This window comes from Candidatus Woesearchaeota archaeon, assembly GCA_018302225.1.
Classification (GTDB): Archaea; Nanobdellota; Nanobdellia; order SCGC-AAA011-G17; family JAGVZY01; genus JAGVZY01.
Window position 1 is genome coordinate 1 of record JAGVZY010000011.1, and the last position, 25,573, is coordinate 25,573.

28 protein-coding genes are annotated in these 25,573 nt (G+C 27.8%); 11 read left to right on the forward strand and 17 right to left on the reverse strand.

Features of this window, described 5'->3' with window-relative positions; genetic code table 11:
- The 4 genes from J4403_02605 to J4403_02620 all read right to left on the reverse strand — a co-directional run.
- On the reverse strand, positions 1–534 hold a 534-nt coding region (locus tag J4403_02605; GenBank protein MBS3167073.1), incomplete at its 3' end, for a hypothetical protein.
- Between the two features lie 270 nt (positions 535–804).
- Entirely contained in the window at positions 805–1,392 is a 588-nt protein-coding gene (locus J4403_02610; GenBank protein ID MBS3167074.1) for a hypothetical protein, read from the reverse strand.
- A 32-nt stretch (positions 1,393–1,424) separates the two neighbouring features.
- Positions 1,425–1,994 (reverse strand): hypothetical protein, encoded by a 570-nt coding sequence (locus J4403_02615; protein ID MBS3167075.1) that lies wholly within the window; start codon positions 1,992–1,994, stop codon positions 1,425–1,427.
- Positions 1,995–3,160: 1,166 nt separating this feature from the next.
- Positions 3,161–3,751, reverse strand: a complete 591-nt coding sequence (locus J4403_02620) for a hypothetical protein (GenBank protein ID MBS3167076.1) — start codon at positions 3,749–3,751, stop codon at positions 3,161–3,163.
- A 59-nt stretch (positions 3,752–3,810) separates the two neighbouring features.
- On the opposite strand from J4403_02620, the gene J4403_02625 reads away from it, so the two are divergent.
- Positions 3,811–4,470: a queuosine precursor transporter gene (locus tag J4403_02625; GenBank protein MBS3167077.1), complete on the forward strand. Its 660-nt coding sequence runs from the start codon at positions 3,811–3,813 to the stop codon at positions 4,468–4,470.
- Here the strand turns inward: J4403_02625 and J4403_02630 are convergent.
- The 3 genes from J4403_02630 to J4403_02640 are packed head-to-tail and all read right to left on the reverse strand — an operon-like array spanning position 4,467 to position 6,686.
- Positions 4,467–5,030: a hypothetical protein gene (locus J4403_02630; GenBank protein MBS3167078.1), complete on the reverse strand. Its 564-nt coding sequence runs from the start codon at positions 5,028–5,030 to the stop codon at positions 4,467–4,469. The two genes, J4403_02625 and J4403_02630, sit on opposite strands and share 4 nt — an antisense overlap.
- A gap of 38 nt (positions 5,031–5,068) precedes the next feature.
- Positions 5,069–6,388 (reverse strand): hypothetical protein, encoded by a 1,320-nt coding sequence (locus J4403_02635; protein MBS3167079.1) that lies wholly within the window; start codon positions 6,386–6,388, stop codon positions 5,069–5,071.
- A 1-nt stretch (position 6,389) separates the two neighbouring features.
- On the reverse strand, positions 6,390–6,686 hold the full coding sequence (locus tag J4403_02640; protein ID MBS3167080.1) for an MGMT family protein: 297 nt from the start codon (positions 6,684–6,686) through the stop codon (positions 6,390–6,392).
- Positions 6,687–6,720: 34 nt separating this feature from the next.
- On the opposite strand from J4403_02640, the gene J4403_02645 reads away from it, so the two are divergent.
- The 4 genes from J4403_02645 (at position 6,721) to J4403_02660 (ending at position 9,072) form a co-directional block, all read left to right on the forward strand.
- On the forward strand, positions 6,721–6,981 hold the full coding sequence (locus J4403_02645) for a diphthamide synthesis protein (protein MBS3167081.1): 261 nt from the start codon (positions 6,721–6,723) through the stop codon (positions 6,979–6,981).
- 115 nt (positions 6,982–7,096) lie between these two features.
- A complete protein-coding gene (locus J4403_02650; protein ID MBS3167082.1) occupies positions 7,097–7,336 on the forward strand; it encodes a hypothetical protein in 240 nt (79 codons plus the stop codon).
- Between the two features lie 10 nt (positions 7,337–7,346).
- Entirely contained in the window at positions 7,347–7,997 is a 651-nt protein-coding gene (locus tag J4403_02655) for a hypothetical protein (GenBank protein ID MBS3167083.1), read from the forward strand.
- Between the two features lie 70 nt (positions 7,998–8,067).
- On the forward strand, positions 8,068–9,072 hold the full coding sequence (locus J4403_02660) for a hypothetical protein (protein MBS3167084.1): 1,005 nt from the start codon (positions 8,068–8,070) through the stop codon (positions 9,070–9,072).
- 125 nt (positions 9,073–9,197) lie between these two features.
- On the opposite strand, the gene J4403_02665 is transcribed toward J4403_02660, so the two are convergent.
- From J4403_02665 to J4403_02680, 4 genes are all read right to left on the reverse strand, one after another.
- Positions 9,198–10,814, reverse strand: coding sequence for a phenylalanine--tRNA ligase subunit beta (locus J4403_02665; GenBank protein MBS3167085.1), 1,617 nt, complete (start codon positions 10,812–10,814; stop codon positions 9,198–9,200).
- Position 10,815: 1 nt separating this feature from the next.
- Complete coding sequence (locus J4403_02670) at positions 10,816–12,351, reverse strand: phenylalanine--tRNA ligase subunit alpha (GenBank protein ID MBS3167086.1); 1,536 nt, start codon at positions 12,349–12,351, stop codon at positions 10,816–10,818.
- 47 nt (positions 12,352–12,398) lie between these two features.
- On the reverse strand, positions 12,399–12,803 hold the full coding sequence (locus J4403_02675) for a hypothetical protein (protein MBS3167087.1): 405 nt from the start codon (positions 12,801–12,803) through the stop codon (positions 12,399–12,401).
- 99 nt (positions 12,804–12,902) lie between these two features.
- Entirely contained in the window at positions 12,903–13,739 is an 837-nt protein-coding gene (locus tag J4403_02680) for a TrmB family transcriptional regulator (protein MBS3167088.1), read from the reverse strand.
- A 140-nt stretch (positions 13,740–13,879) separates the two neighbouring features.
- On the opposite strand from J4403_02680, the gene J4403_02685 reads away from it, so the two are divergent.
- Positions 13,880–14,902, forward strand: a complete 1,023-nt coding sequence (locus J4403_02685; protein MBS3167089.1) for a hypothetical protein — start codon at positions 13,880–13,882, stop codon at positions 14,900–14,902.
- A gap of 2 nt (positions 14,903–14,904) precedes the next feature.
- Here J4403_02685 and J4403_02690 read toward each other — a convergent pair whose 3' ends face one another.
- Positions 14,905–15,045 (reverse strand): hypothetical protein, encoded by a 141-nt coding sequence (locus tag J4403_02690; GenBank protein ID MBS3167090.1) that lies wholly within the window; start codon positions 15,043–15,045, stop codon positions 14,905–14,907.
- An 80-nt stretch (positions 15,046–15,125) separates the two neighbouring features.
- On the opposite strand from J4403_02690, the gene J4403_02695 reads away from it, so the two are divergent.
- A complete protein-coding gene (locus tag J4403_02695; GenBank protein ID MBS3167091.1) occupies positions 15,126–15,419 on the forward strand; it encodes a hypothetical protein in 294 nt (97 codons plus the stop codon).
- Here J4403_02695 and J4403_02700 read toward each other — a convergent pair whose 3' ends face one another.
- The 3 genes from J4403_02700 to J4403_02710 are packed head-to-tail and all read right to left on the reverse strand — an operon-like array spanning position 15,420 to position 19,302.
- On the reverse strand, positions 15,420–16,532 hold the full coding sequence (locus J4403_02700; protein ID MBS3167092.1) for a tryptophan--tRNA ligase: 1,113 nt from the start codon (positions 16,530–16,532) through the stop codon (positions 15,420–15,422).
- A gap of 35 nt (positions 16,533–16,567) precedes the next feature.
- On the reverse strand, positions 16,568–18,304 hold the full coding sequence (locus J4403_02705) for an ABC transporter permease (GenBank protein MBS3167093.1): 1,737 nt from the start codon (positions 18,302–18,304) through the stop codon (positions 16,568–16,570).
- Positions 18,304–19,302: an ABC transporter ATP-binding protein gene (locus J4403_02710; GenBank protein ID MBS3167094.1), complete on the reverse strand. Its 999-nt coding sequence runs from the start codon at positions 19,300–19,302 to the stop codon at positions 18,304–18,306. The genes J4403_02705 and J4403_02710 overlap by 1 nt, the downstream gene beginning before the upstream one ends.
- A gap of 127 nt (positions 19,303–19,429) precedes the next feature.
- Here J4403_02710 and J4403_02715 point away from each other — a divergent pair, with 127 nt between their 5' ends.
- Entirely contained in the window at positions 19,430–20,260 is an 831-nt protein-coding gene (locus tag J4403_02715; GenBank protein ID MBS3167095.1) for a hypothetical protein, read from the forward strand.
- Here the strand turns inward: J4403_02715 and J4403_02720 are convergent.
- Entirely contained in the window at positions 20,252–20,557 is a 306-nt protein-coding gene (locus J4403_02720; protein MBS3167096.1) for a hypothetical protein, read from the reverse strand. The genes J4403_02715 and J4403_02720 overlap by 9 nt on opposite strands.
- Positions 20,558–20,822: 265 nt before the next feature.
- Positions 20,823–21,332, reverse strand: coding sequence for a signal peptidase I (locus J4403_02725; protein ID MBS3167097.1), 510 nt, complete (start codon positions 21,330–21,332; stop codon positions 20,823–20,825).
- Between the two features lie 176 nt (positions 21,333–21,508).
- Here J4403_02725 and J4403_02730 point away from each other — a divergent pair, with 176 nt between their 5' ends.
- The 3 genes from J4403_02730 to gyrB all read left to right on the forward strand — a co-directional run bounded on the left by J4403_02730 (position 21,509) and on the right by gyrB (position 25,573).
- The gene (locus J4403_02730; protein MBS3167098.1) at positions 21,509–21,811 is read left to right on the forward strand and encodes a hypothetical protein; all 303 of its coding nucleotides are present in this window, start codon (positions 21,509–21,511) and stop codon (positions 21,809–21,811) included.
- 52 nt (positions 21,812–21,863) lie between these two features.
- On the forward strand, positions 21,864–22,184 hold the full coding sequence (locus J4403_02735) for a hypothetical protein (protein MBS3167099.1): 321 nt from the start codon (positions 21,864–21,866) through the stop codon (positions 22,182–22,184).
- Positions 22,185–22,384: 200 nt separating this feature from the next.
- On the forward strand, positions 22,385–25,573 hold the full coding sequence (gene gyrB / locus J4403_02740; GenBank protein MBS3167100.1) for a DNA topoisomerase (ATP-hydrolyzing) subunit B: 3,189 nt from the start codon (positions 22,385–22,387) through the stop codon (positions 25,571–25,573).

The following is a 25,573-nucleotide window of genomic DNA, read 5'->3' on the forward strand; positions in this document are numbered from 1 at the left end:
TGCGGAATTATTTGCAAATAATTTTCTAATCAAAAATTCTTCTCTATCCACATAATCTGGTTTTTTAGGATCAAGCATAGAATTATCTTCAGTAAGTTTAGCAACCAAATAAATCTCTCCTGTATTTTCATCAAGCCAGATAATCTTGCGTCCATTTTTTTCGCAAGCTCTACATTCTTTCAACCCCCCCATTATATCATGATAAATCTTATCCAGCTGATAAGATCTCATTTTCTTTCCATTTTTTTCATATTCAGATAGCAATATATAACACTTAACTGTGTCACACGTCCAATTACTCTTAATAAATTCTTCTTCAATTATGTAAAACCTCTCAAAACAAGTACTGTTTGGACATATCACTCGTGGTTCACTTTGTAATGTGATGATTACACAGGGGAAAAAAGAATTTCTCTGAGCTAAGTTAAGTTGTCTCATCAAAGGATTTGTTTTAATATTAGAAGAGATAGTTGAGCAATTCATTGAACTTGAAACAAGAATGAAAAAAACCAATATAACAAAACTCTTTTTCATAATAAATTACCTCCTTAAAAAAATTTGTTTCCTAACTTTTCTTATTTATCTTCCCTTCAAGAAAAACCACTACTAATATTATTATAAAAAGTGACACCCCCCTATCATTAATTGTTCGATTAGACTAATTATCTTATCCATAGATTAAACACCTCCAGAATTTTCACAATCTTAATCTATTTCAAACTGGAATAGTTCCAGGATTATTTTTCAAAAGAAAAGTTGCCTCACTGCAAAGTATATTGGCAACCTTTTATCAGGAAGCGATATTTATTTTTCAGGATGCGTAGGATCAAAAAGAATTTTGTCACCGGGTGGCCTTAGTGAAAGGTCATACATATAATCTGCAAGGCGATAAAGCTGATTATCCTGTAGAAGTGTAAGTAGGCCAGAGTTTTTAATATCCTTAGAAGATCCTCTGAATCGAACTTCTCTTAAAAAGAATCCGCTACCATCTTCAAAAAAGGAGACATAAACTAATGCACATGGTCTAGATAATTCGATGTTTCTATTGGATTTGTTAGCAGTCCCGATCTGCAGTTCAAATCCACCAATTTCTTGATGGATTAAAATCTTGCAATCGTAATTATCTGCATATAAATTTCTCTTCACAAGTGTATTTCTATAGATTTTTGCAGGCTTAACGATAACCTGCTTGGAATGATCTGGCCATGCTCGCATAAGTAAAAATAGACAACAAACAAATATAAACACACCATAAGTAAACATTTCCTGTCCTACACCTTGGTTTGTAGGAATTCCTGCTTTTTTCAAACGGTTCATGCTTTTAACACCAAAATAAACCAAAAATAACCCTAAGATTAAACCCATTAAAGACATCACGAAATTAATAGTCATTTTAATATCCTCCTTAAAAAGATAGTTTTGACTTAAAATATCCAAATTAAAATTAAAACGGGGATTGCAACTTGGGCTATAACAATTAGTCCTACAATTGTGGAAGCTCCGATAGTATACAGTTTCATTTTGCATTTTTCAGTTTTATTTACTTTGATTAAATTATTAACCTCTTCAGAAAAAACTTCTTCAAAGATGTGATCTGAGTTAAGCTTATAAGCTAATTTATCAAAAATAAGAAGCGCACCAATTTGTACTTCATCAGATTTACTTGCAACTTCAATTATTTCTAAGAGGGTTTCATTCTTAAGGCTTAGAGCATTGATCTTAATAATCTGAGTTTTTTCTTTAAGTCCACCAACAGTAGAAATTTCAACTCGATTATTTTTAATTGCCTTCTGATTAGATGCATGCTCAAGAATTTTCATCAGTTGATCGCTCAAATCTTTGGGCCTCGTACTTTCAAATGAATCCTTTAGCGAATTTTCTGATTCTATCCAATTATTAAACATTGCTGAATCAGAATCCTCAGCCATTTCTGCGAAAACACTTTTTGAAAAAAGAACTAATATAACTGCAACCAAAAGAGCTATTTTTTTCATGATAAATTCCTCCGAATAAAATATTTTAGAAATCTATTAATCAAATACAAACGCCTTCAAAAAAAATGGCTACTTCATCTGAGTAGGAAGAATCCACAGCCCGCGATTTAGGATAAGAAACAGATATCTTGATGAGCTAAGGGGCAGATATATGTGAAAAAATCTTATTTTCAAAAGAAAAGTTATCTCACCGCAGGAATATTGATAAATACTTCTTTAGCAGATTCTTGGTTTTTTTCTTTCCTTACATTCTATTAGATATACAATTACTTTTGCTAAAATCGGAGACATCAGAAAAAAAGCTATAAATATGCTATGTGAAAACACTCCTGCTAAGACGGCGAGTATAGCACAGTAAGTCACGGCTATAATCATTAGATTCACCTTCTTTATTTTACTTTATATTGTTCAATTACGTTCAATTACTGCAATCTTGGTCTTAAGAGAAAGAATTAAACAGATAATTAGAATCAACGTAAGCATACGCATAGTATCAATACCTCCTTAATCTTAAATATCTTCAATTTATAATTCCAAAACTTGTCTTTCAAAAAAGGACAGCTGCTCTAAACTCAAATCTATGTAGATTAAAATCTAAAACAACTGTCAATGTGGGCGGTTAAATTGTTAAAAAATATTAAGTATTAATGGTACCTCTGTTCTAGTTTAACTAGAAATTTAGATAAGCATCTTTTCAGAGATCATCCCATCACAAGAATCACCTCCTAAAGTAATTAGCTTTAAATCTTGTTTTCCAACCTATTCCACTTATTACAAGCAAAATGAGTTAAAAAACTTAAAAATTAAGAAACTTAAAACTAGAAAAAATCAAAAAATCCGACTTTGAAATACCTTTGTTTTGAAGGTTATTTCGCAGTACTTTTTGTTGTCTTTTTCAGAAAATTCTCTTTGTAAGATAATTCTCTTATTTATGCAGAAAAAAACTCCTGCAAAACCAGACAACAATTTACACTAAACTAACATATTATTACTACCTAGTAGTATTAACTTATATATAAACCTTCCTATTTTTACTACTCATATAGAATGACAATATTACTCTGGAAAACCCCTTAGCAAACGTACTTTACACTATCAATAAAAAAAACACCTCTTTAAATTAGCTATAATTCGCCAAAAGTTACTCTAAAAAACCCCAAAATACCTTAAAATCTGTTATCTATACTACTGTTTTGATTAGAAAACACCCCTTTTTCAACCCTTTCTTTACCTAAATTCTCATTCTCAGTATAATCTCTACTCAAACCCGAATAAGTACCTAAAACATGCATTAAGTACAAATAAGCACTAGTTCCAGTAAGAAAACCCAATACAGATGCAAGTGTATAATCTACATTATACTTATTGTTTAAATAATACATTATACTAGATTTTATGGCTGTATGCACTGCCCCACATGCCTGGCCAAACACAAAACTCTTAAAAATATGCCTCTTAAAACCCTGCCGATTCTCCAAATTCTTTGACTTTTCATGCGTCAAATAGATATAATTCGGCCACCTTAATAAAGCCGCACCAATCAAAGATCCACCTATAACCTTGGCATCATTAGTAGTTAATTTGCCTATTAATTGGATATTTTCAGGACTTACTAAATAGGTTTGAGCAAGTATTGTCCCTAAATAAGTACCTACAAGTGCAAAAGGTGTAACTGCAATTGTTCTTTTAGTATAAGTTGAAGCAAAATACTCTTTATAACTCACCAAATCTTGCTTTGTAATACCTAATTTTCCCATACAAAAAAGTAACGCAAACCCTTTTAAAGACTTTCCATTTTAATAGAAAAATGCAAGAAATCTTATTAATTTTAATCTGGATTTTAGTTACCTTAAGCATAGTTTCAATCATAGTTTTACTAAGTAAAAAATATGGTTTTGAATTAATTTCAGTTATCTTAGCTTCTTTAGTTGTAATTTCAAATATCCTTGCAAATAAAATAGTTTTATTTGGAAGTTTTATAGTTTCAGCAGGTGTAATTGCCTATTCAATTACTTTCATGCTTACAAATATTTTAGCAGAATTGTATGGTAAAAAAGTTGCAAAGAGAGCAGTTTTTTTCGGATTTTGTGCAAATATAATTTTAGTACTTACAATTTATATAGCAATTTTATGGAAACCTGCCCCATTTGCACTAGAAACCTCAGAAATGTTTGCAAAAGTTTTAGGATTAACACCAAGAATAGTTTTAGCTTCTCTAATTGCCTATCTAATCAGCCATTATTTTGATATTTATTTTTATCTTTTCTGGAAAAAAGTTACAAAAGACAAATTTTTATGGTTAAGAAATAATTTTTCAACAATCTTAAGCCAATTAATAGATTCTATTTTCTTTATTTCAATTGCTTTCTATGGAATTGCACCACTCATTCCTTTAATAACAGGACAATTCATAATAAAAGTAATAATATCCATTTTAAGTACCCCCTTTATTTATTTAATAATAAGAAAAAATTAGAAATCTGCAAATTGAATTCTACATTTAACCATTTTTTCATAGAACATATAATCTTGCTTTCTTTTTTTTGGTTCAAAGATTAAAATATCTAAACCTTCCCAGAATAAAAACCATCCTGCTGGCTCTAAAAGTACGACTAAAAATGATGAAAACAAAGTTGATTCTCCTAATTTAAAATATACTAAAGCGGCAAGAAACATAATTACTATACCTGAAAACACAAATGCTCCACCCATCCAAATAGACTTTTTCTTTTCTATTGCAAGAAGTCCGAAATGTTTTTTAAAATGATCTTTTAATCTTCTTTTAATCATCTTTTCATAATGAATTTTTCTTTGTTTCTTTGGAAGTAATAATTCTAAATCAATACTTCCTTTTTCTTTATCTCTACTAGCTCTTTCAGCTTCGTCTAAAAAATCAACAGATAATGCTCTTTCAGAATATCTTCTTGGATCAAAACTAGAAAAAATATCTTCATAACTTTTAAGTACAAGACTAATCTCTGCAATCTTAGCAAGTTTCTCTTTTTCAAACTCTTTAATATTCACCTCTTTACGCATATAATTCTATTAGAAATAGACATTTATAAGGTTTTCTGTCAAATATTTATACTCTCTTGAATAGATAAACTTGTAGAATCATCTTGTACAACTTCCTCAGGTATAGAATCGGCCTTAACTTCTTTAAACACTACTTCTCGATTAAATCCTTTTAATTTTGAAACAATTTCATTCTTTAATTCATTTTCATTTACAACTGTTCTTTCATTTAATTCAGATAATTTTTTTCTAAGTAATTTTTGATTTTCAATTATATTATCTAATTCTGTTTGAAGCATATTAGCTTTTTCTTCCATTTGATTATAAGTTATTTTGTTTCTAAGCATCTTATGTTCTGATGCAATTTTATTATATTCTTCTTGGAGTTGTTTTAATTTTTCAGAACTTAATAACTCAATAGTATTCAAAGCTCTTTCCATTTTCTTTTCATCAAGATCAAGAGTTAAAATATCATCTTTTATATTTTTTAAATACTCAACTATTTTCAATTCTTCATCTAATACTAAAGCTTCAAAGGGCTCTTCAGAATATTTTGCAACTAGAAACTCTTTATTTAATTTGGAATATTTTTTTAATGCTTTATCAAGGGGCATAAATTGTTCTAAAGCTTTTTGTCTTAATTCTTTTATCCTAGAATCAATTTCACTTTTTCTTTTTTTAAGTTCTATAACTTCTATAAACTTAGGACTCGTTCTTATTTCATCTATCTTCTTCGCAAGTTCCAATCTTTTATCATCTATTTGTTTTAATTTTTCATCAATCGCTTTTCTTTGTTTAACTGCAATAGTACCCTCATCTTGAGATTTTAAATAAAGATTCACTTTATTTTTTATTTCATAAACTTCTACCAATCTAAATTTATCATACCTTTCTTTAATTTCTTTTAAAATTTCATCTGCTTGCTTTAATGAAGATGCAACATTAGAGGATTCTTTAAGAGTTGTATGAACAATATAAAAATTTCTCTCAGTCTTTTTTCCAAATTCATTTATTAAATAGTTAAATTTAGTATAAAACTCTGGAAAATTCTCAAGTTCAAACTTATCAATCTCAATTTCATTTAAAAATCCCTTTAGATGTCTAATATAAGCATTCCGATTATCCAAAATTATTAGTTTTGCTTTTTCATCTGTTGGGGGAGCTTTTGGAATCTCTGCATTTTCTAACAAAGAAATATTATCTTTTAATTCATTTATCTTTTTCTTAAACAAATTTAAACTATCACTGCACTCAGAGTTAAATCTATATGTATTTTCAGAAATAAATTCTCTTGTATAGTCTATGATACTTTCATTATTCAATTCTTTAACCTCTTCTTGTACCTTAAAAATATTAGTTATAAACTCAAATAGTTTCATATTACCTAAAATAGCACCGTATATTTTTAAAATCAACTATTTTACCCCTTTTTACCACAACACCCCCCTTCTTAAAAAGTCCAATTTTAGCCTTTAAACCCTTATTAAACCCACCTAACTCACCATTAGAGTTTACAATTCTATGACAAGGAATAGTAGAGTTATAATTATTATGTAAAATCTGGCCTATAACACGATAAGCCTTAGAATTCAAAGCTTTAGCCAATTCTTTGTATGTAGAAACCTTCCCCTTAGAAATTTGCTTACACAATCTATAAACATGAGCCTTAAAATCCATAAACTATTTAAAAACACCAACTTTTAAATAAATTATGAATTATAACTTAGAATTAAACAAAATAGTAAAAGAAATAAAAAAAACTAAAGCTAAGCAAGTTTTAGTGCAATTTCCGGATGGTTTAAAACCAAAAGCTTTAGAAGTATCAGACTATTTAAAAGAAAAAACTAAAGCAGAAATATATATTTGGTTAAATTCGTGTTATGGTGCATGTGACACACCAATTTTACCAACAAAAATTGAAAAACAATTTGATTTATTTATACAATTTGGACATAGTCCCTGGAAAAAGTAATATTTTTCAATGTATTCAGCTCAGCTGATGTACATTCGCGTTGATACACTCAACTTGTTGAGGTATTTTCAACGAAGTTGAACGTAAGCGTACTTGTTATATGGAGGGAATTAAAATGGAAAAATCAAAAGATGAACAAATAGGTTATCATAAGGGAGCATTAGCAACCTTAGCAAAAGAACGTGATGAATTTGTAAAATTAATTAATGTTGTGGAATCAATTATGAAAGCACACATAAAAACATTAAAAGATTTAGGCGTTGATTTAGAAGCAGAAGCAAAAACAATGATTGAGCAACATAAATCTCAACAATCCTCTCATCCAAAACCAAAATTAGATGAAAGAATAGGTTAGGTAATAAATAATGGCTCCAATTGCAGAGGGATTATTTAAAACAAAATATCTTGGAGAAATCACAGAAACAGATTTCTTAAATTATTCTAATTCAAGTGTCTCAATCTGGGGAAAGCTTCTTTGTTCAAATGGAGGATTATTTAAAAGAAGCACAGTTTCTTGTCAAGGAATCGTAATTGGACCAACTTTAGCAGAAAACAAACAAATAATTGGTGATATGTTGGCTATAGAAACTTATTTCTTTTTTAATCAAGCAAAATTAAATCCCCTACAACATAACTTTTATAATTTTTTATTAAATCAGAATTTATTTAGAGCAAAAGAATATCTTCTTGTTATGATAAATGCAACTCCCATTTGGAGAGAAGATATTAAAAAATTGTTAGACCTTTCAAATTTCTTACAAACAGAAGAAAACTTAATCATAGAAGAAAAACAAGAAATTGAAAAAGCTAAAAAAATAAGTTCCAAATTAAAACAAACTATTTCTGTAATTAAAAAGTTCAGTCATAACTCATTTCAAATATTAAATAGAGATTATGATAATATTAATACGATATATCAAGATCTCTCAACAATACTTGAAGAGTTAGAGTTCTTAAAACAAAAAATAATTAATTATATTAAAAAAGTAGAAGTTGAAATGCCTTTCTTGCTTTAAACTTATTTACTTTCAATTTGACCCATAGAAGCATTTAAATAATAGCGAATATATCTTTTAAAAGATTAAATTGAACAAAGTATTAACAAGCGTAGGTATTGGAATCATTTTAATTCTAACTTTAGTTCTTATTATCGGTTGCAATAATAAAACTGAAAATTCATTTTCACAATTACCTTCATCAGGAATAGTTGAAGAACCTAATTTCGAAAATAATCTTTTAGAATTACCTGAAAAATTTCAATCAAACTTACTTTCAGATTCTTTATGGACTTTAGGAAGTGTGGTTATTCCTGGAAAATATGCTGATGCAGATATAATAAATTTAGAAAATGGAAAATATAGAATATATTATTCTGCAGAACCAGAAGTTCAAGGATTTAAAGGTCAAGTTTATTCTGCTCTTTCAAATGATGGAATAATCTGGACTCAAGAATCAGGAGAAAGAAAAGAATGGGCAACTTTTCCATCCATAATTAAACTGCCAAATAATCAGTATAGATTATATTATCAAACTCAAGATTCAATTAAAAGTGCAATTTCTAATGATGGATTAACATTCAAAGATGAAGACGGAATTAGAATAGATAAAATAAATAATCTTGGACTAAATTTAGAAAATGTAGCTGCTCCGACAGTAATTCAAAAAGATAATGAATATATAATGGTTTATAGGGGTACTATTAATGAAAAATATCCCTCAGATGTTCCAAACAATAATATTCAATTATTTTTATGGGCTACTTCAAAAGATGGATTAACTTTTGAGAAAAAAGGTTTAGCTTTAGATAGCAGAAATGAGCAATTTCAAGGTTTACTTGATGGTCCAGAATTTATTGAATGGGATGATGGAATTTTAAGACTTTATTTTTGGTCTTATTCAGGCGTTTATCATGTAGATTATCAAAATGAAATATTCTCAACACCTATTTTTGAATATACAAATAATCAAGACCCACTTAAAAAATTCCCAGAAAATCCACCTTGTGATCCTACTTTAATTAAAATTAATAATAATTGGTTTATGTACTATGGCCAGCATACTCAAGGAATATTTTACACAACTTTAAAATAAATCTTAAAGCAAGTTTATTTTTTAAAAGATTTATTTTTTATTAAGAAGATTAATTGATTTCAATAAATAAAAACTTAAATTTAGTTTATTTGGTTAACTAAAGACAAGCGCTTTTTTAAACGGTTTTATTCTTTCAGAATCTTCAACAACTCACTTACATTCAATTCAAATGCCGCAACAGGCATTGTTAAATTAAAATTCTCTAGAACTTCAGGTCTTGTTTCACCAATATAAGCAATCTTTTTTCCATTAACTAATACTCTTCCAACTCTTCCTGCAATAAAAGAAGCATGCTCAGTTTCTTCCACTGCATAATCTAAACCTAAAGAGCTTAATAAAGCATCTAAAATCTGTCTTATTTCTGTAAAGTTTGCAGTTTGACTACAAATTGCAACACCCATTCTTTCAGTTTCTAAAACTCCTGTTTCAGATTCACCTTTTTTGAAAACTCTTCCAATCTCAAATATTTTTTGAGGATAATCATTATGCTTATTATCTTTTAAAACCTGCATCAAACAAGGAATAATCCAGCTTCTAAGAACATTATAATCCTGATTTAAAGCATTTTCTAATTCTATACATTCTAAATTTGAAAGCGTTTTATTCTGCATAATCTCTTTACTAGAAATATTAAAATTATTTGTTTCTACAAATCCTAAACTTGCCATTATTTCTGAGATTTTTCTTTTTAAAATTTCAATTTTACTTTCTTCTGCTTCAGAAGGTAATCTCTCAATTTCAGGAACAAAATTTTCATAACCATAAGCAATTGCTATATCTTCTGCGATATCCATTTGATGCAAAATATCTGTTCTATAACAAGGAACTTCAACTATATTTCCATTTAAACTATAACCCATTTTTGCAAGTAATTTTCCAATTTCATTGGATTTTAATTCTATTCCTAATAATTTATTTACATATTTAAAATCGATCCTAATTTTATCAGATTTTAAATTTAAATTTAAAATATCATAGATTATTGCACCTCTATCTGCTAGGGCAGTAATAATTATTTTTAAACATTGTTCAACAGCATTTTGCTCCAAACCAGTTATATCAATAAACAAGTTCTTAGTAGTTTCAGTAACTTTTGTTTCTTGAGAATTAATAATTGGTGGCATAGACAATACTTGTTTATTTGCATCTATCCAAATGGGATATTCATTATAATTCTCGAGCAAATGCCTATATTCTATACCTTTTGCGTGTTTTTGTAAAATCTGTAGCAAACTCATAGGCATATGATGCTCTAAAGGAGTAAAACAAAACTCTTTTGGTTTAGTAGTATAAGTTAAGGGGAATTTAATTTTATTTAAATCATAAACCCCAATAGAAACTTTTTTTCTATTTCTTCCAAGTGTAGAATGTAATTTCTCTTGCACTTGCATTATTGATTGTATAGTGTAGCTGTCTAACTTAACATTTAAAGCAACAGCACATGCAACACAAGGCCTTACATTTTTTACTTTAGAATCTATCTTAACTTTGTATTTTGCAGATTTTTTAGTACAATATTCTTTTAAACCTTTTTTTATTCCTAAGAATGTACTTAAACTTCTTGCAAAACCTTCAACACATAACATATCTGGTCGATTAGGTGTAACATCAATTTCTATCTGTTCACCAAAATTTTCTAATGAAACCCCCAACATAGGAATTCTATCTATTAAAATCTCATCAGAAATATTTTTCCCAAGCAATTTTAACAAATCTTTTTTTGAAAATACTATTAAAGCCATTTTACATCCATTCCTTTGCTTTTTTTGTTAAAGCTAAGTCATTTTTATATAATTCTCTCAAATCATCTAAATTATAATATCTTAATATTGATCTCTCCATTCCTTGTCCCCAAGCTAATACAGGTATATCTTCTCCTAACAAAGGTTTAATAACTTCAGGTCTAAATATACCTGCCCCACCTAATTCTACCCATTCTTTTCTTTTCTCATCAAATACCTCAACTTCTAATGAAAATTTAGTATAAGGGAAATATGAAGGTCTAAATCTTATTTTATCAAATCCTATTTTATAATAATATTCTTTTAAGTATCCTAATAAGTTTCTAAAATTAGCGTTTCTATCAACTACTATTCCTTCAACTTGTACAAACTCAAACAAATGTTTCCAATCTAAAGCTTCATTTCTGAAAACTCTTCCTATTGAGAAAAATTTCAAGGGTAATTTATTTTTATCTAAATTTGCAATGGTTTTTACAGATAAAGTGGTGGTATGTGTTCTTAAAACATTTAATTTTGCAATATTTTCATCCCATTTATAATTCCAACCCTTTGAACCTGTATCACCACCATTTTCATGCACTCTTTTTACAGCTTCAACTATTTTTTTATCAGGCAATTTTCCTAATTTAGGATTCTTAACAAAAAAAGTATCTTGCATAGTTCTTGCAGGATGATCTTGTGGTACAAATAAAGCATCTAAATTCCAAAATGAAGTTTGAACAAAATCTCCAGACATCTCTTTAAACCCTAAATTTAACCAAACTTTTTTTATACTATCTACAGCTTGATTAACAAAGTGTTTTCTTCCCCCAAAAATAGTAGGAACATTAATAGATACATCATATCTTCTAAAGGTTTTACCCTTCCAAGCACCAGAATTTAATATAGTTGGAGTCAATTGCTCTAAAGTAGTATTATGGACTTTTATTTTAGCTAATCTTTTTCCAAGTTCAGTCAATTCAAATTTTTTCTCTTTAACTAATTCTATATTTACTATTTCTTTTCTTTTCTTGAGTTCTTCCAAAGCATATTTTTGTTCTGGTTTTAGTTCTTTAATGTTCAAAGGTAATTGATGGATAAATTTTTCTTCAAGTGTTAATTCATTAAAAGCTTTTTTTCCTAAATCAGTTAATTCTACTTCTTTTCCAAGCTTTATCAAACCTTTTTTCTTCAGAACACCAATTGAAATAGAAAATTCTTCTTGATTTAATTTAGTCTCATTCTTAAGTTGCTCTATTGTTTTTGATTTTTCTTTTAAAACTTTTAAAAATCTTCTTTCAGGCAATCCATTTTTTTTATATTTTATACCATTTTTATCCAGAACAATAACTTCGTCTAATAAAGTAGAAATTACTAAAACTTTTTTATTTTCTAACCATTGCAAGGCCCTCATTACTTCAACATCTTTTAAAGACGTTTTTTTCATAAGTTCATTTAAACTAGAAGCTTGGCTAAGAAAAGGCAAAACCTTTCTTTCTAATGGGTGCAAAGTTTCAACTATCTTACTTAATTCTGTCTCTTTTGCAGTATCTTTCATACTAAAAGGATTAAAAATATACTTATTTAAAAAGATTGCCTTTATATTTAAACTAAATAGCTTCTTAATCGCTTCATTTGCCTATTTCCTGGAGAATCAGCTGTGAAATATAACAAATTAGGTAATTTTTTTAATTTATCCTCAAAACTTTGTCTTATTATAAATTTACTATTAGATTTATTTAATATTCTTTCAAGAGGGGAATCAGAAGGATCTACACAAAGAGATTTATCTTCTCCAAATTTTATCAAAGAACTAAAACTGATAATAATTAAATTATTACCTAAATAGTTACTATTTAGACTATTAAATGCGTTTTTTATATAATTTGTATTTGGAATGAGATGTTCTTCCTGAAAATAAATTCTATAATCTGTATCTACATTTAAATTTTGAATATATGCTCTAATAAAATCTATCCTATCAATTGCGACAAAATTTGTAAATTTCATTTTTATAAGTATTTATATTATAAACCCAAGAAAAAGCCCCTTGCAGGGAGAGCTTTTTCCTGGGAAAAGAGGTGATTATGATAACCAATTATTTTAAATTTAAGCAGTAACTTTTATTTTTTTAACAGCCTCTCCCATTGGTTCTAATTTTTCCCAAACAACATTAAATAAGCCCTCAATAGCAGAAGCAAAAAATGGAGTTTCTGCCCAAATTCCTACATCATATGCTGAATGAACATCCTCATCATTCATAACCATAAATAAAAGATTTTTATTATCCACAACTGCAAACCTTGCATTCACTCTTTTAGTGTTTCTAACATCTGCAACTTCTGCTAAACTTTCTGCTGCATAACTAGATTCTTTTGTTACAGGTGCAGCAATTCTAATATTAACTCCTTTTGCTTTTAATTTTCTTAAAGTTTTCTTAAGTGCTTCATTCTTTCTTATCAATCCTTTTGCAGTTGTTACTATAACTACAGATTTTTCTGCGTTTCTAAGTAATGAATCCAAATGATCATAAATATTATTTCTTCCTTTTAATGAACCGGATAAAGAAGCAGGTTCTATAAAACTTATTCCTTGTTTATGTAACAAGTTTAACTCTCCAAACAAATCAGTTGTTTTTATATCTTCCAAAGTTTTAAGTTTTCTTTCAGTATCATACTTTACATTCTTTCTTATCCTATTTATAATCTCACTAGGTTCTACAGCCAAGTATTTTATTGGTTTCCCTAATTTCATTATAATATAGCTTTTCCTTTCAAGACTCTCAAGAACATCATAGCTTCTTGATCTTGGAACCCCAGAAATGTCACTTAATTCACCAGCTGTCGAAATACCTCTAGAAAGTAAAGCCGTCCATATTTTAGCTTCATAAATATTTAATTCAAATGAGTTTTTTATTTTGTTTAAAAATTCTTCTTTAACTATCATTTTTCACCCGTATTTTGTATAACAACTAAGAACAATAGCTCACAAATGTTTATAAAACTTTCCGAGTTTGTTATTTAAAGGTAATAACATCTCAATAGAAATGCATTAGTCTTATAAATTTATTAGGTTTATATAACCTCATGGCTACAGACAATGAACTAAGAGAAAATGTGCTATTAGATAGAATTATCAAAATAAGCAACATATTCTTAGAAGATTCAGGCCATTTAACTAGCAAGGGTGGAATAAGCTTTCATGGTGCCCATAGTTTCAAAGTTGATTATAATAAATCAAAAAATAAATTTGAGAAGATAGAATTATATTTTACACCTGATTCATTCAAAACATTCTCAATTTATAAAAATTTATTGCCTTTTTTAGAAAATGACTCTGGAGAATGGGAAGTTCTAAATAACAAAGTTACAATTTTAGGAACAAAAGACAGACAAATAAATGTTTTTAGTCCATTTGAAATAGAAAATATTTACACTCAAATAAATGAAAAATTAAAATTTGAAAGTAAAGCATTTGAATCATACATTGAATTTACAAAAAAATTCCAAAATCTTTCAACCTATCATCCTTTTTTAATTCAATTAATGAAATCAAGATATGTTAGAAATATGAATGAAACAGAAGTTACAAAAAAATTAAAAAAATATCTTGGGAAAAGTGAAATTAAAGAAATTAACTTTAAAGAATATTTCGAAGAGTACAGAAAAATCTTGTGCAGAAATAATAGGGAAAAAAGAGAATGCTCTGTTGCACCCTATAACAACAAAATAATGGTTTATACAGGAATAAAAGATTTAACCAATCCTGAAGAAAATCCGACCTTAGAGGGAATATTAAATTGGTGGGAATTCCCAGAACTATATTCCCAAGAAAAAGTAATTACTGCAGAAGAAGCAACAGAGTTATTTATTAAAGCAAGAGATCTCGCCAGAAAACAAATAGATAAAAAAATAGAACCCTTATCTGATGGAAGAGTAATCGTGACAGGCATCCATCTAAACGAATTTAATGCTGAAGAACTAGAAAAAGTTTATGACGCGGCCTTAAACGCAGTCAAATATATGCCTAATCCAAGTATTTCTAGTAATACTAAAGATATAAGAACCATCTGCCAAGCACTCGCTACAATTAAAGGATATTGCAAATAAATTTATTCAAATTTTTTCATTAGAGCCGTATGCGCTGGATAAGATATTGAAATCTTTTCTTTATTCAAAGCATCATAAATTAAACAAGTTGCTTGTTCTTTTGCATCTGCTTTCTTAGAAAAATCAGATACCCAAAAAAACACTCCAAATTGCCTGCAAAACCTCTACCATAACAAGCCGAAAAACAAAAATTATTTATATATTTTTGCTTTTTTAGTATATTATGGACTTTATAGACAAAAAGAAATTCTCAATATTAGAGGATAAAATCAAATTAAAGCTAGATAAAATAAAAAAACTAAAAACTCCGCAAATTAAACAAGAAATAATTTGGTGTAACAATTTAATAGAAAACCTCCTCCCTAAGATAATCAACACTAAATCAAAAGCATTAACACAATTTGCTTCAGAAGAAAAAATTAATCAAGCTCTAAAAGATCTAAATCTAGAAGTAGTTATGCAACTAAACATTATAAAATATAAAAAAGAGTTAGAGAAAAAACTTAACTCAAAATAATTACATTTTGAAAATAAATTTATCTAATTCTTTTTCAGCTTTTCTTCTTCTTTCTTGATGTTCTTTTAAGAATTTATTTATCTTATCAATTAAAATCTGTTTTAATTCTCCAGTCAGTAATTTTCCAGATTTATAATCATCATGTATTTTTTTTAATTTTTCATTATCTGGTTCAAAAAAAGCTTTCAAATATTGATAAGAGACATCAATTTCAGGATTTCCACCTTTTTTTCTATGTTCTTCAATTGTTGCCTGCCCGCCTGAAAAAGCATATTTATTTATTTTCTTTTTAACTTGTTCAGGGGTGTCAGATAAGAAAATTGCTGCATCTGAATTATGAGACTGCATTTTACCTTGAACACCTTGTAAAGGAGGTATCATCATCCATTGTATTGAAGCAGGCTTATAATAACCTAATTTAGGTAAAATATCCCTTGTTAGCCTAAAATGAGGATCTTGATCTACACCATGTGGAATTAAGCAAACTAATTTTTTATTATTTATTATAGAAGGTAAAAATGCTGGAACTGCTTGCATTGAAGTATAAAATATTGCACCAATATTAGTAGAATCATTCAAACCAAAACTTGATTTTACCATTGAAAAGGTAATTTTCTTTGCAACTTTTACTGCTTCTGAATACATTAATGAAGCATGTTTAGTATCAATAATAAAGTGGGTCTTTTTTGGATTAAAACCAAGCGCAATTATATCCAACATATTTTCTTTTAAATACTTTTGTGCAGTTTCATAACTTAAATTTTCTTTAAACAAAAATTTCTCTTCATCTGGAAATTGAAACCATAATTCTAAATCCAATTTTTCTTGTAACCATCTTGTAAATTCCCAGCCAAAAACATGACCTATATGTATTGGTCCTGACGGACTTCTACCAGTATATAAAAATAAGTTTTTTCCACTTTCATATTCTTTTAATGCAAAATCTAAATCCCTATGAACAAAAACAATACCTCTTGATAGCATAGGATGTAAAGTTTTGGTATGCTTCTTCAACCTTTCAAACAATTTATTATCTAATCTTTGAACACCAAATTCTTTTATCAACTTATCATAATCAATAGAACCTTCAACTTCCCAGGGTGTTACCTTCATAATAAGCCTTTAGAAGTAGATTTATTTAAATATTGCTATTTTTTCTTTATAATATGCAAGTCTAACTTATGCTCTCTAAAGAATACTCTTGGGTTTAATTTATGTTCAATCTTTAAACCTCTCTTGCTAATAACTTCTTTTTTATCTTTTACAACCTTTGTAGCAACTGCCTTTTCATCAGGATGTAATCTCTTATTTATATCAAGGTGACTTTCTTTACCTCTTGTGAACTTTTTAGTTAATTTGTATAATCTGCCTGTTGATTGTTGTATTAAAATTATAGCAACAAAGAAGATTGTGGCATAAGCTAACAAAACATAGATTTCAAATAAAGCCTTATCTAAACCATAATTAAATAACATTACTTTTTTCAACGCACTTTCACCAATAACAAAAGAACTATAATCAACAAATCTTCTTATAGCCAGAGGTAATGCTTCTGTAGGCATAATAGTATTTGAAAATAATAGTATCAAACTTCCAATAGTTATAGATGCTAAAGTTGTAGTTTCAGTTGAGTTTAATACATATCCTATTACCATTCCTAACAAAGTGAATACAATTGCGCATAATAAAATTAAAACCAATGCATAACCTATTTGTGCAGGTGCTAAAGGTAAGAAATAGTACAATGCTCCAAATATAATTGCAAACTGAACTAAAACAACTAATACATTAGTTAAGAAAGTTCCAAGCATAAATAAGATTTGGGGTGTAGGTGTAATGAAATTTCTAAAATAAGCTTTAGATAATTTTTCTTCAACAGTAGTAGTAGAAGATAATAATAAAGTTGTAAACATTAAGACTAATAACATCAATGCAGGTATTAAATTATTTAAATGTGTTTTTTCAAGAGTTATAGTTTTTATTTCTGTAGTTATAGGAGAAATAATATTTTCTGCTTTAGTTACTTTAATCGCATTTATGCTAGTAAGAATACTATCCATAGCAGTAGAAATACTTGCAATCTTAGGGGAAGAGGTATCAATGGATTGTTTGATTGTTTGAATTTGAGTATTTGCAGTTACAATTTTTGTAGATGCAGTATTTAATTTAACATTTAAATCATCAATTACATCTTGCATTTTTTCAACAACATCACCCAAACTTTCTTTATCATCTTCACTCAAATTTGCACTATTTAAGAAAGAATTGTAGCTTGTAGTAGTATTTAAAGAACTACTTGTTAAATTTATACTTGAAAAATCTTTATTTATTACATCTAATTTGGAAGATGAATCCACCATAGTAGAACTCACTTCTGCAACAACTAACTTTTTTGCACTTAACTCGTCTTTAGCCGAGGTAATAGTAGTTAATAATACATTAGTTAATTCTAAACTTAATTGATCTGATCTCTGAGAAATTTTGTCTGAAATAGTATCCAAAATAGCATAAACTAAATTCATTCTCGACTTATCAATATAAAATGTAATTGTATTTTTAGCCTCATTAGATATTTCCATATTAGCAGGCATTTTTAAACAAATATTTAGACTTCCTTGTTTTATTTTTTCAGTACACTCTGCTTCTGAATTCACCTTTATTATTTTAAATTGATTATCTTCCAGACTTTGAACAAGGGAATTCGAAAGCTCATTATAAGATTCACAATAAACTCCAAGTTTTACACCATACAAAGATGAAGTATTAAATGCCACACCCACTAATGCAATTAAAATAAGTGGCCCTAAAATCATAACTAATGAAGAAGAAGTAGATCTAGTTAATAACTTCAAATTCTTCTTTATTATTGCAATTAATTTTGACATTATTTAGCAACCTCTTCTTTAGGCAAAACTATTTTTTGTTCATTAAGTTTTTCATCTTGCTTAATTTGTTTTAATTGAACTTTTTTAACTAAGAATTCAAATACTTCATATAAAGAAGGTTTTTTCAATTCTAATTTGATTAAATCAAGTTTGGCTTCATCAATTTTCTGAACAACTTTAGGGAATAAATCTTCGCTATCATTAGTATAAACTACAATTTCTTCCTCTCTTCTTTGTATAATTTTATCTTCTTTAATACTTTTAATTATATTCAAAACCTTACTAAAATCAGCATCTTTAGCTTTAATAACAATTTCTTTACTCTTTGAATAAGTGTCTATTAGCTCATGAGGACTTCCTGAAGCAATAACTATTCCATTATGCAAAACGGCAATTGTGTCACATATTCTTTCAGCTTCATCAAGCAAGTGAGAAGTCATAATTACAGTTGTTTTCTGAGAATTTATCTTCTTAATTAACATTATTATTTCTTCTCTTAATATCGGATCTAAATCTTCAGTAGGTTCATCTAATATCAAAATTTTAGGATTATGTATTAATGCACAAGCGATATTTAATCTTCTTTGCATACCCCCAGAAAGATGTTCTGCAAGCATATTTTTATAATCATATAATTCAACTAATTTTAATATACTCTCACTGTTTTCTTTAATCTGTTTATCAGTCAAACTATACAGCTTACCAAAATAATTAAGATTTTCTTGTACAGTCAATTTATTATATACGCAATTTTCTTGTGTTGCAAAACCAATTATATTCTTTATAGGTTTAGACATAGGTTTAGACTCAAACAAAACCTTTCCAGAATCAGAATCCATAAATCCCACAATAATATTTAATAGAGTTGTCTTACCAGAACCAGATTCACCTATAATTCCAAAGATTTCATCCTGTGAAACGGCTAATTTTACATTTTTTAAAACATCTAACTTGCCAAAAGACTTACTAATCTCTTTTGCCTCTATCTGTATAGTCATCAACAAGTAAATATTAAATTAGTTATTAAATTCTTGTCTTAATTACAGAGTGATAGTTTAAGCCTATTTTTGATTTATAATCTAAAATTTAAAAAGGTTTTTATATACCTTGAAATAATTTATACCTATGAAACACACTTTAAAAATAACTTTAATTTTAGTTTTCTTATTCTTAATTATTCAAACAATAGGTATTTTTGTAATTTCAAAGTATTATTCAACTGAAATCTCTGCATCTGGAGAAAAAATAGAAAAATTAAACAAATTACCCTATGATTTAGATTATCCTCAATTTGAAAGAGAAACTTCATACATACCAATAATTATCTTATTTTTAATCGGAACGATATTTGCACTGATATTAGTCAGACTCAATGCAAATGTTTTGTGGAAATTTTGGTTTATTTTCACAATTGCAATTACTTGTGCAATAGCTTTAACTCCATTCTTAGGAAGTTTAATTGCTGGAGTAATTGGAATAATATTAGCTTTACTAAAAGTTTTCAAAAGATCATTAATTACACACAATTTACCAGAATTAATTATGTATTCTGGATTAGCAGTCCTATTTTTTAATATTTTTTCAGTGATTTCAATAATAATTCTTCTTTTAGTTATTTCAGTTTATGATATGATTGCAGTCTGGAAAACAAAACACATGATAAAACTCGCAAAATATCAAACAAAACTAAAAGTGTTTGCAGGATTAATGATACTTTACGGAAAAAAATCTGAAAACTTTGCAATTCTTGGTGGAGGAGACATAGGATTTCCGTTAATTTTTGCAGCTGTATTATTCAGAGATTATAGCTTTTATAGTCTTATAGTCTCATTTTTCGCAGGTTTAGGGTTATTAGCACTTTTATTATTAAGCAAAAAGAAAAAATTTTATCCTGCAATGCCGTTTATAATTGCGGGATGTCTAATTGGATTTGCAATTTTAAAAATTTTATTTTGATTTAGGATTATAAACTACCATTCTATCTAAATCAAATATTAATTTATCTCCCTTATTTAAGATAACACCTGTTCTAAGTAAACAAATAGAAATTTTATTTGGAATAAAATATTTTTCAGATAAAAATCTTATTGAAGCTAAAATTCCTCCCGAACCAAAATTATCTAAAGCGTTTGCAAGTTTAATTGAACACTTATATTTTCCTTTTTCTTCTATCGCTTCTATAATTTTGGCATCTTTAATCACTTTTCCTTGTAATAAATATCTTAAATAAGGCAAAACTTTTTTTTCTTGCATTACTCCAACTTTATACTCTGGAAGATACATATTAAATGAAGGATAATTATTAATATATTTTTCAAATTCTTTTTTATTTTGATTTGGAAAGATAACGGATCTGGAATAATTTCTTCTAAGCTAAATAAGTCTGTTCTTATCTTTGCAAAACTATAGGCTATATGCTATATGAATAACTTAATTATCAAAAGAAGAAAATACTTCATCTATTTTTGAAGAGTCCCAATATTTAGTCTCTTTTAAAAAATCAATTAAATCAATCAGCTTAATATAAAACTCCAACTAATATATATTTTATATTGTCGAATCTTACTTTGATACCATCATTTTCAGTATTATTATCACCCTTAGTTACAAAATATTTTCCATAATCATCTTCACCAATTTTTATAACTCTATGAATAATTAAATTGCTTCCTTGCCCAAAAGCAATTATATCTCCTAATTTTATTTCACTTTCAGAATTAGGAATAATTTCAATTCCTGTTGCACCTTTATCTATAAATGGATCCATAGAATTTGTATCTGCATAATTAGCTAATTCTGCATTTTTTAAAGTAATATATACTCCATCAGAATAAACTTTAATGTCTTGATTTTGGATTCTATCTGCAGGAGAATACTGCTCGGGCGAATTCACAGAAAAAGGATTTTGTACTCCAACAGAATATACTGAATTTGCATACCACCCAATTAAAATTAATAAAAAAGCCAAAACTACCTTTAAATTAAACAATTTCCCAAATATAGTTTTAATAAGCATTTTTGTTACCATACAATAGTAAATAATTCAACTATTTATAAGCTTTTCTACTTTTGAATTTTATAACCCAAGAAAGAGCTAAAAAACCTTAAAAATCCATTTAACAAGCTTTTAAACATCTTTTTCAAAGGATACCCAAACCTTTAAATATTTGATTATACTCCAAAAATTAATCACGGAGGGAAAATATGGTAGGCGTATTAGTCAAATGCTCAAAATGTGGAAAGCATGTAGAAGCAAGTACTATAATTATAGGAAAAAACAAAGTAATAACCTGTAGAAATTGCAATTCTCAGTCTAATCCAGCACAAGATAATAAACCAAAAATACCCCCTAAAGAAAAATATGAGTGTGTGGATTGCGGTTATAAATTTTCAAGAACATCAGAGAGTAGACTCGCCTCAAGATGCCCTTATTGTAGTAGCTTAAGAGTAAGACCCTATGTTGGTAGAACTGCAAATGACCTTTTAAACGAGATAGATGAGGTTTAATCAACAATTCTAATTTAATTTTATAATAAAAGAAGAGATAAAGAGATTTAGTATGTCTGAAAATAAACTTGTTAAAGAAAAAAAACCATTAAATAAGGATATCAACTCCTTATGCACAGAATTTATTAGTTATATTTCTAAAAAGCAATACAAAAAAGCAACCATTTTTTTAGATCATAATCCTGATTTATTGCCTCGTTTAGGCTATAATACTCTTTTTGCATATATTAGAATACTCAATGAAATACCAAAAACAAAACATTCAGAAAATTACAAAAATTTATACAATAAAATCCATAACTTTTTAGATTCAAGGTTAAGTAGTCATTCAGAAAGATTAAAAAATCAAGAGGACTTAGAAAGCAAATTCTGAGTCATTAACCCTTAAAAAGCAATTTTTCAACAAGTTATTTATAAACTTTTGTAAAAAACTCGATTTTTTAATGTTTTTCTGCATTTATAGACTCTATAAACCTATTTAAATACATTTTAGTTAATAGAAACCTTTTTAAACATACGAAATCTAATTCATTTGTTCTAAACATGGTTTAAAACCTTAAAAACACAAAAAAAATGCCAGAAACTAGCTACAAAGCTGAGGATATAACAGTCTTAGAAGGACTTGAAGCTGTTCGTAAAAGACCTAGTATGTATATAGGTGATACAGGCATAAGGGGCCTTCACCATTTAGTCTATGAAGCAGTAGATAATAGTGTTGATGAAGCATTAGCTGGCTTCTGTACAGAGATTTTAGTTACTATTAACACAGATGGCTCTGTAACGGTAGATGATAATGGTAGAGGTATTCCTGTTGATATTCACAAACAATATAATAAATCTGCTGTAGAAATTGTTCTAACAAAATTACATGCCGGTGGAAAATTTGATAAAAAAACTTATCAGGTCTCAGGTGGTTTACACGGCGTTGGTATTTCTTGTGTAAATGCGCTTTCAGAATGGCTTGAAGTTGAAGTGAAAAGAGATGGGCATATTTACTATCAAAAATATGAGCGTGGAAATCCTTTATTAGAATTACAAAAAAAAGGAGAAACTTCACAAAAAGGAACTAAAGTTACATTCAAACCAGATAATTTAATTTTTCCAGAAACAGAATTTAATTATGAAACACTTGCAACAAGATTAAGAGAATTAGCATTCTTAAATAAAAAAGTAAAAATTACTATTGAAGATAAAAGAACTTTAGCAAAAGACACATTTTATTATGAAGGTGGATTAAAATCTTTTGTTGAATATTTAAATAGAACGAAAACAAAATTACATGATATTATTTATCTTGAAAGACAAAAAGATAATATTGGAATTGAAATCGCATTACAATATAATGAAACTTATCAAGAGACTCTATTTTCTTTTGTAAATACAATTAATACTCATGAAGGTGGAACTCATTTAGTTGGCTTCAAAACTGCCTTAACAAGAGTAGCAAATAATTATGCAAAAGATCATGGATTTTTAAAAGGAGATATTAATTTAACTGGAGAAGATTTAAAAGAAGGTTTAACTTGTGTTATTTCTGTAAAAATTCCTGAGCCTCAATTTGAAGGACAAACAAAAACAAAATTAGGAAATTCAGAAGTAAAAGGCATAGTTGATTCTATGGTTACTGATAAGTTAGCTACTTTCTTTGAACAAAATCCAGAAGCTGCAAAAATTGTAGTCCAAAAATCAATCTTAGCTGCAAATGCAAGAGAAGCTGCAAGAAAAGCAAGAGAACTAACAAGAAGAAAGACTATTCTTGGTGGCTCAGGTTTACCTGGAAAATTAGCAGATTGTCAAGAGAAAGATCCTGCAAAATGTGAGATCTTTATTGTTGAAGGAGATTCAGCAGGTGGATGTTTTTCAGGAGATACAAAAGTTGCTTTAACTGATGGAAGAAACTTATCTTTTAAAGATTTAGTAAATGAATATAATCAAGGTAAAAAAAATTATTGTTATACTATTCTAAAAAATGGAGAAATTGGAATACAAGAAATAAAAAATCCTAGAATTACTAAAAAAAATACAGAAGTAATAAAATTAGTTTTAGATAATAATGAAGAAATAATATGTACTTCAGATCATCCATTTATGATTAAAGATGGTTCTTATAAAAAAGCAGAAGAATTATCAAAATTAGATTCTATCATGCCTTTAAACAGAAAACTTTCTGAATTAGGAAAAAATATCACCATTAAAGGATATGAAATGGTCTTTCAGCCAAATTCAAATAAATGGATATTTACACATTTGCTAGCTGATAAATTTAACCTTGAAAAAGGAATCTATACTTCTTCCTTAGGTGACTGTAGACATCATATAGACTTTAACAAACTAAATAATGATCCAAATAATTTGATTAGAATGAAAAAACAAGAACATTTAGAATATCATCAAAGATTAGTACATAAAACTCTTCTTAAAAAAGAAGTAAAAGAAAAATTAAGAATTCTTAGAAAAACCGAAGAATTTAGAAAAAAAATAAGTGAAAGAATGAAACAACCAAAAACAAGACAAATTCTTTCAAAAAATACAAGATTACAATGGGAAAATGAAGAGTATAAAAAATATATGACTAAAAAATTCTTGGAATTTTACCATTCCAATAAAGACTATCAAAAGAAAAATAAAGAATTATTAAATAAATTACAAAAAGAATATTGGTCAAAAAAAGAAAACAAAACTGCTCAATCAAAAAGAATTCAAGAATATTTCAAAAAAAATGCACATAAAAAAGTGGAACTTTCAAAAAAGGCTATAGTTCAATGGAATAATCCAACATTAAAACAATGGAGAGCGAAAAAAACTAAGGAACAATGGACGCAAGAATTTAGAGAAAAAAGAAAAAAAGCATATAATAAAGTTTATTTTGAAAATACAATGAAACTAATAAAATTAATTTATGATGATTCAGGAAATTTAGAAAGTTATGATAATCTAAGAATAAAATTAAACAATAAAAATTTACTCAGTTATCAAACGCTTTTAAAAAGATTCTTTGATAATCAACCAGAAAAATTACAAGAAGCTTTAAAATTATATAATCATAAAATAAAGAGGATTATAGCCCTTAACCAAAAAATGGACGTTTATGATATAGAAGTTCCAGAAACTCATAATTTTGCTTTAGCTTCAGGAGTGTTTGTGCACAATAGTGCAAAGACTGCAAGAACCAGAGAAACCCAAGCAATTTTACCTTTAAAAGGTAAAATCCTAAATGTAGAAAAAGCAAGATTGCATAAAATAATTGCAAATGATGAAATCAGAACTATGATTACTGCAATTGGTACAGGTATTGGTGAAGAATTTGATCTCACAAAAGCAAGATATCACAAAATTGTTCTTATGGTTGACGCCGATACAGATGGTGCGCATATCTCTACTTTAATGTTGACTTTCTTCTATCGTTATATGAATCAATTAATAGAATCAGGCTATATTTACAAAGCAAATCCACCTTTATATAAAATCTCAAAAAGTAAAAAAAATTACTATGCTTTTTCAGATGACGAATTAAATAAACTCTTAAGTGAAATTGGAAAAGATTCTACAAATATTCAAAGATATAAAGGTTTAGGTGAAATGAATCCTGAACAACTTTGGGAAACAACAATGGATCCAGATAATAGGATATTAAAACAGATTACAGTTGAAGATGCTGTTGAAGCTGATCAATTATTCTCTGTATTAATGGGAGATGAAGTTGAACCAAGAAGAGAATTTATACAAAAATATGCAAAAGAGGTTAAAAATTTAGATATTTAA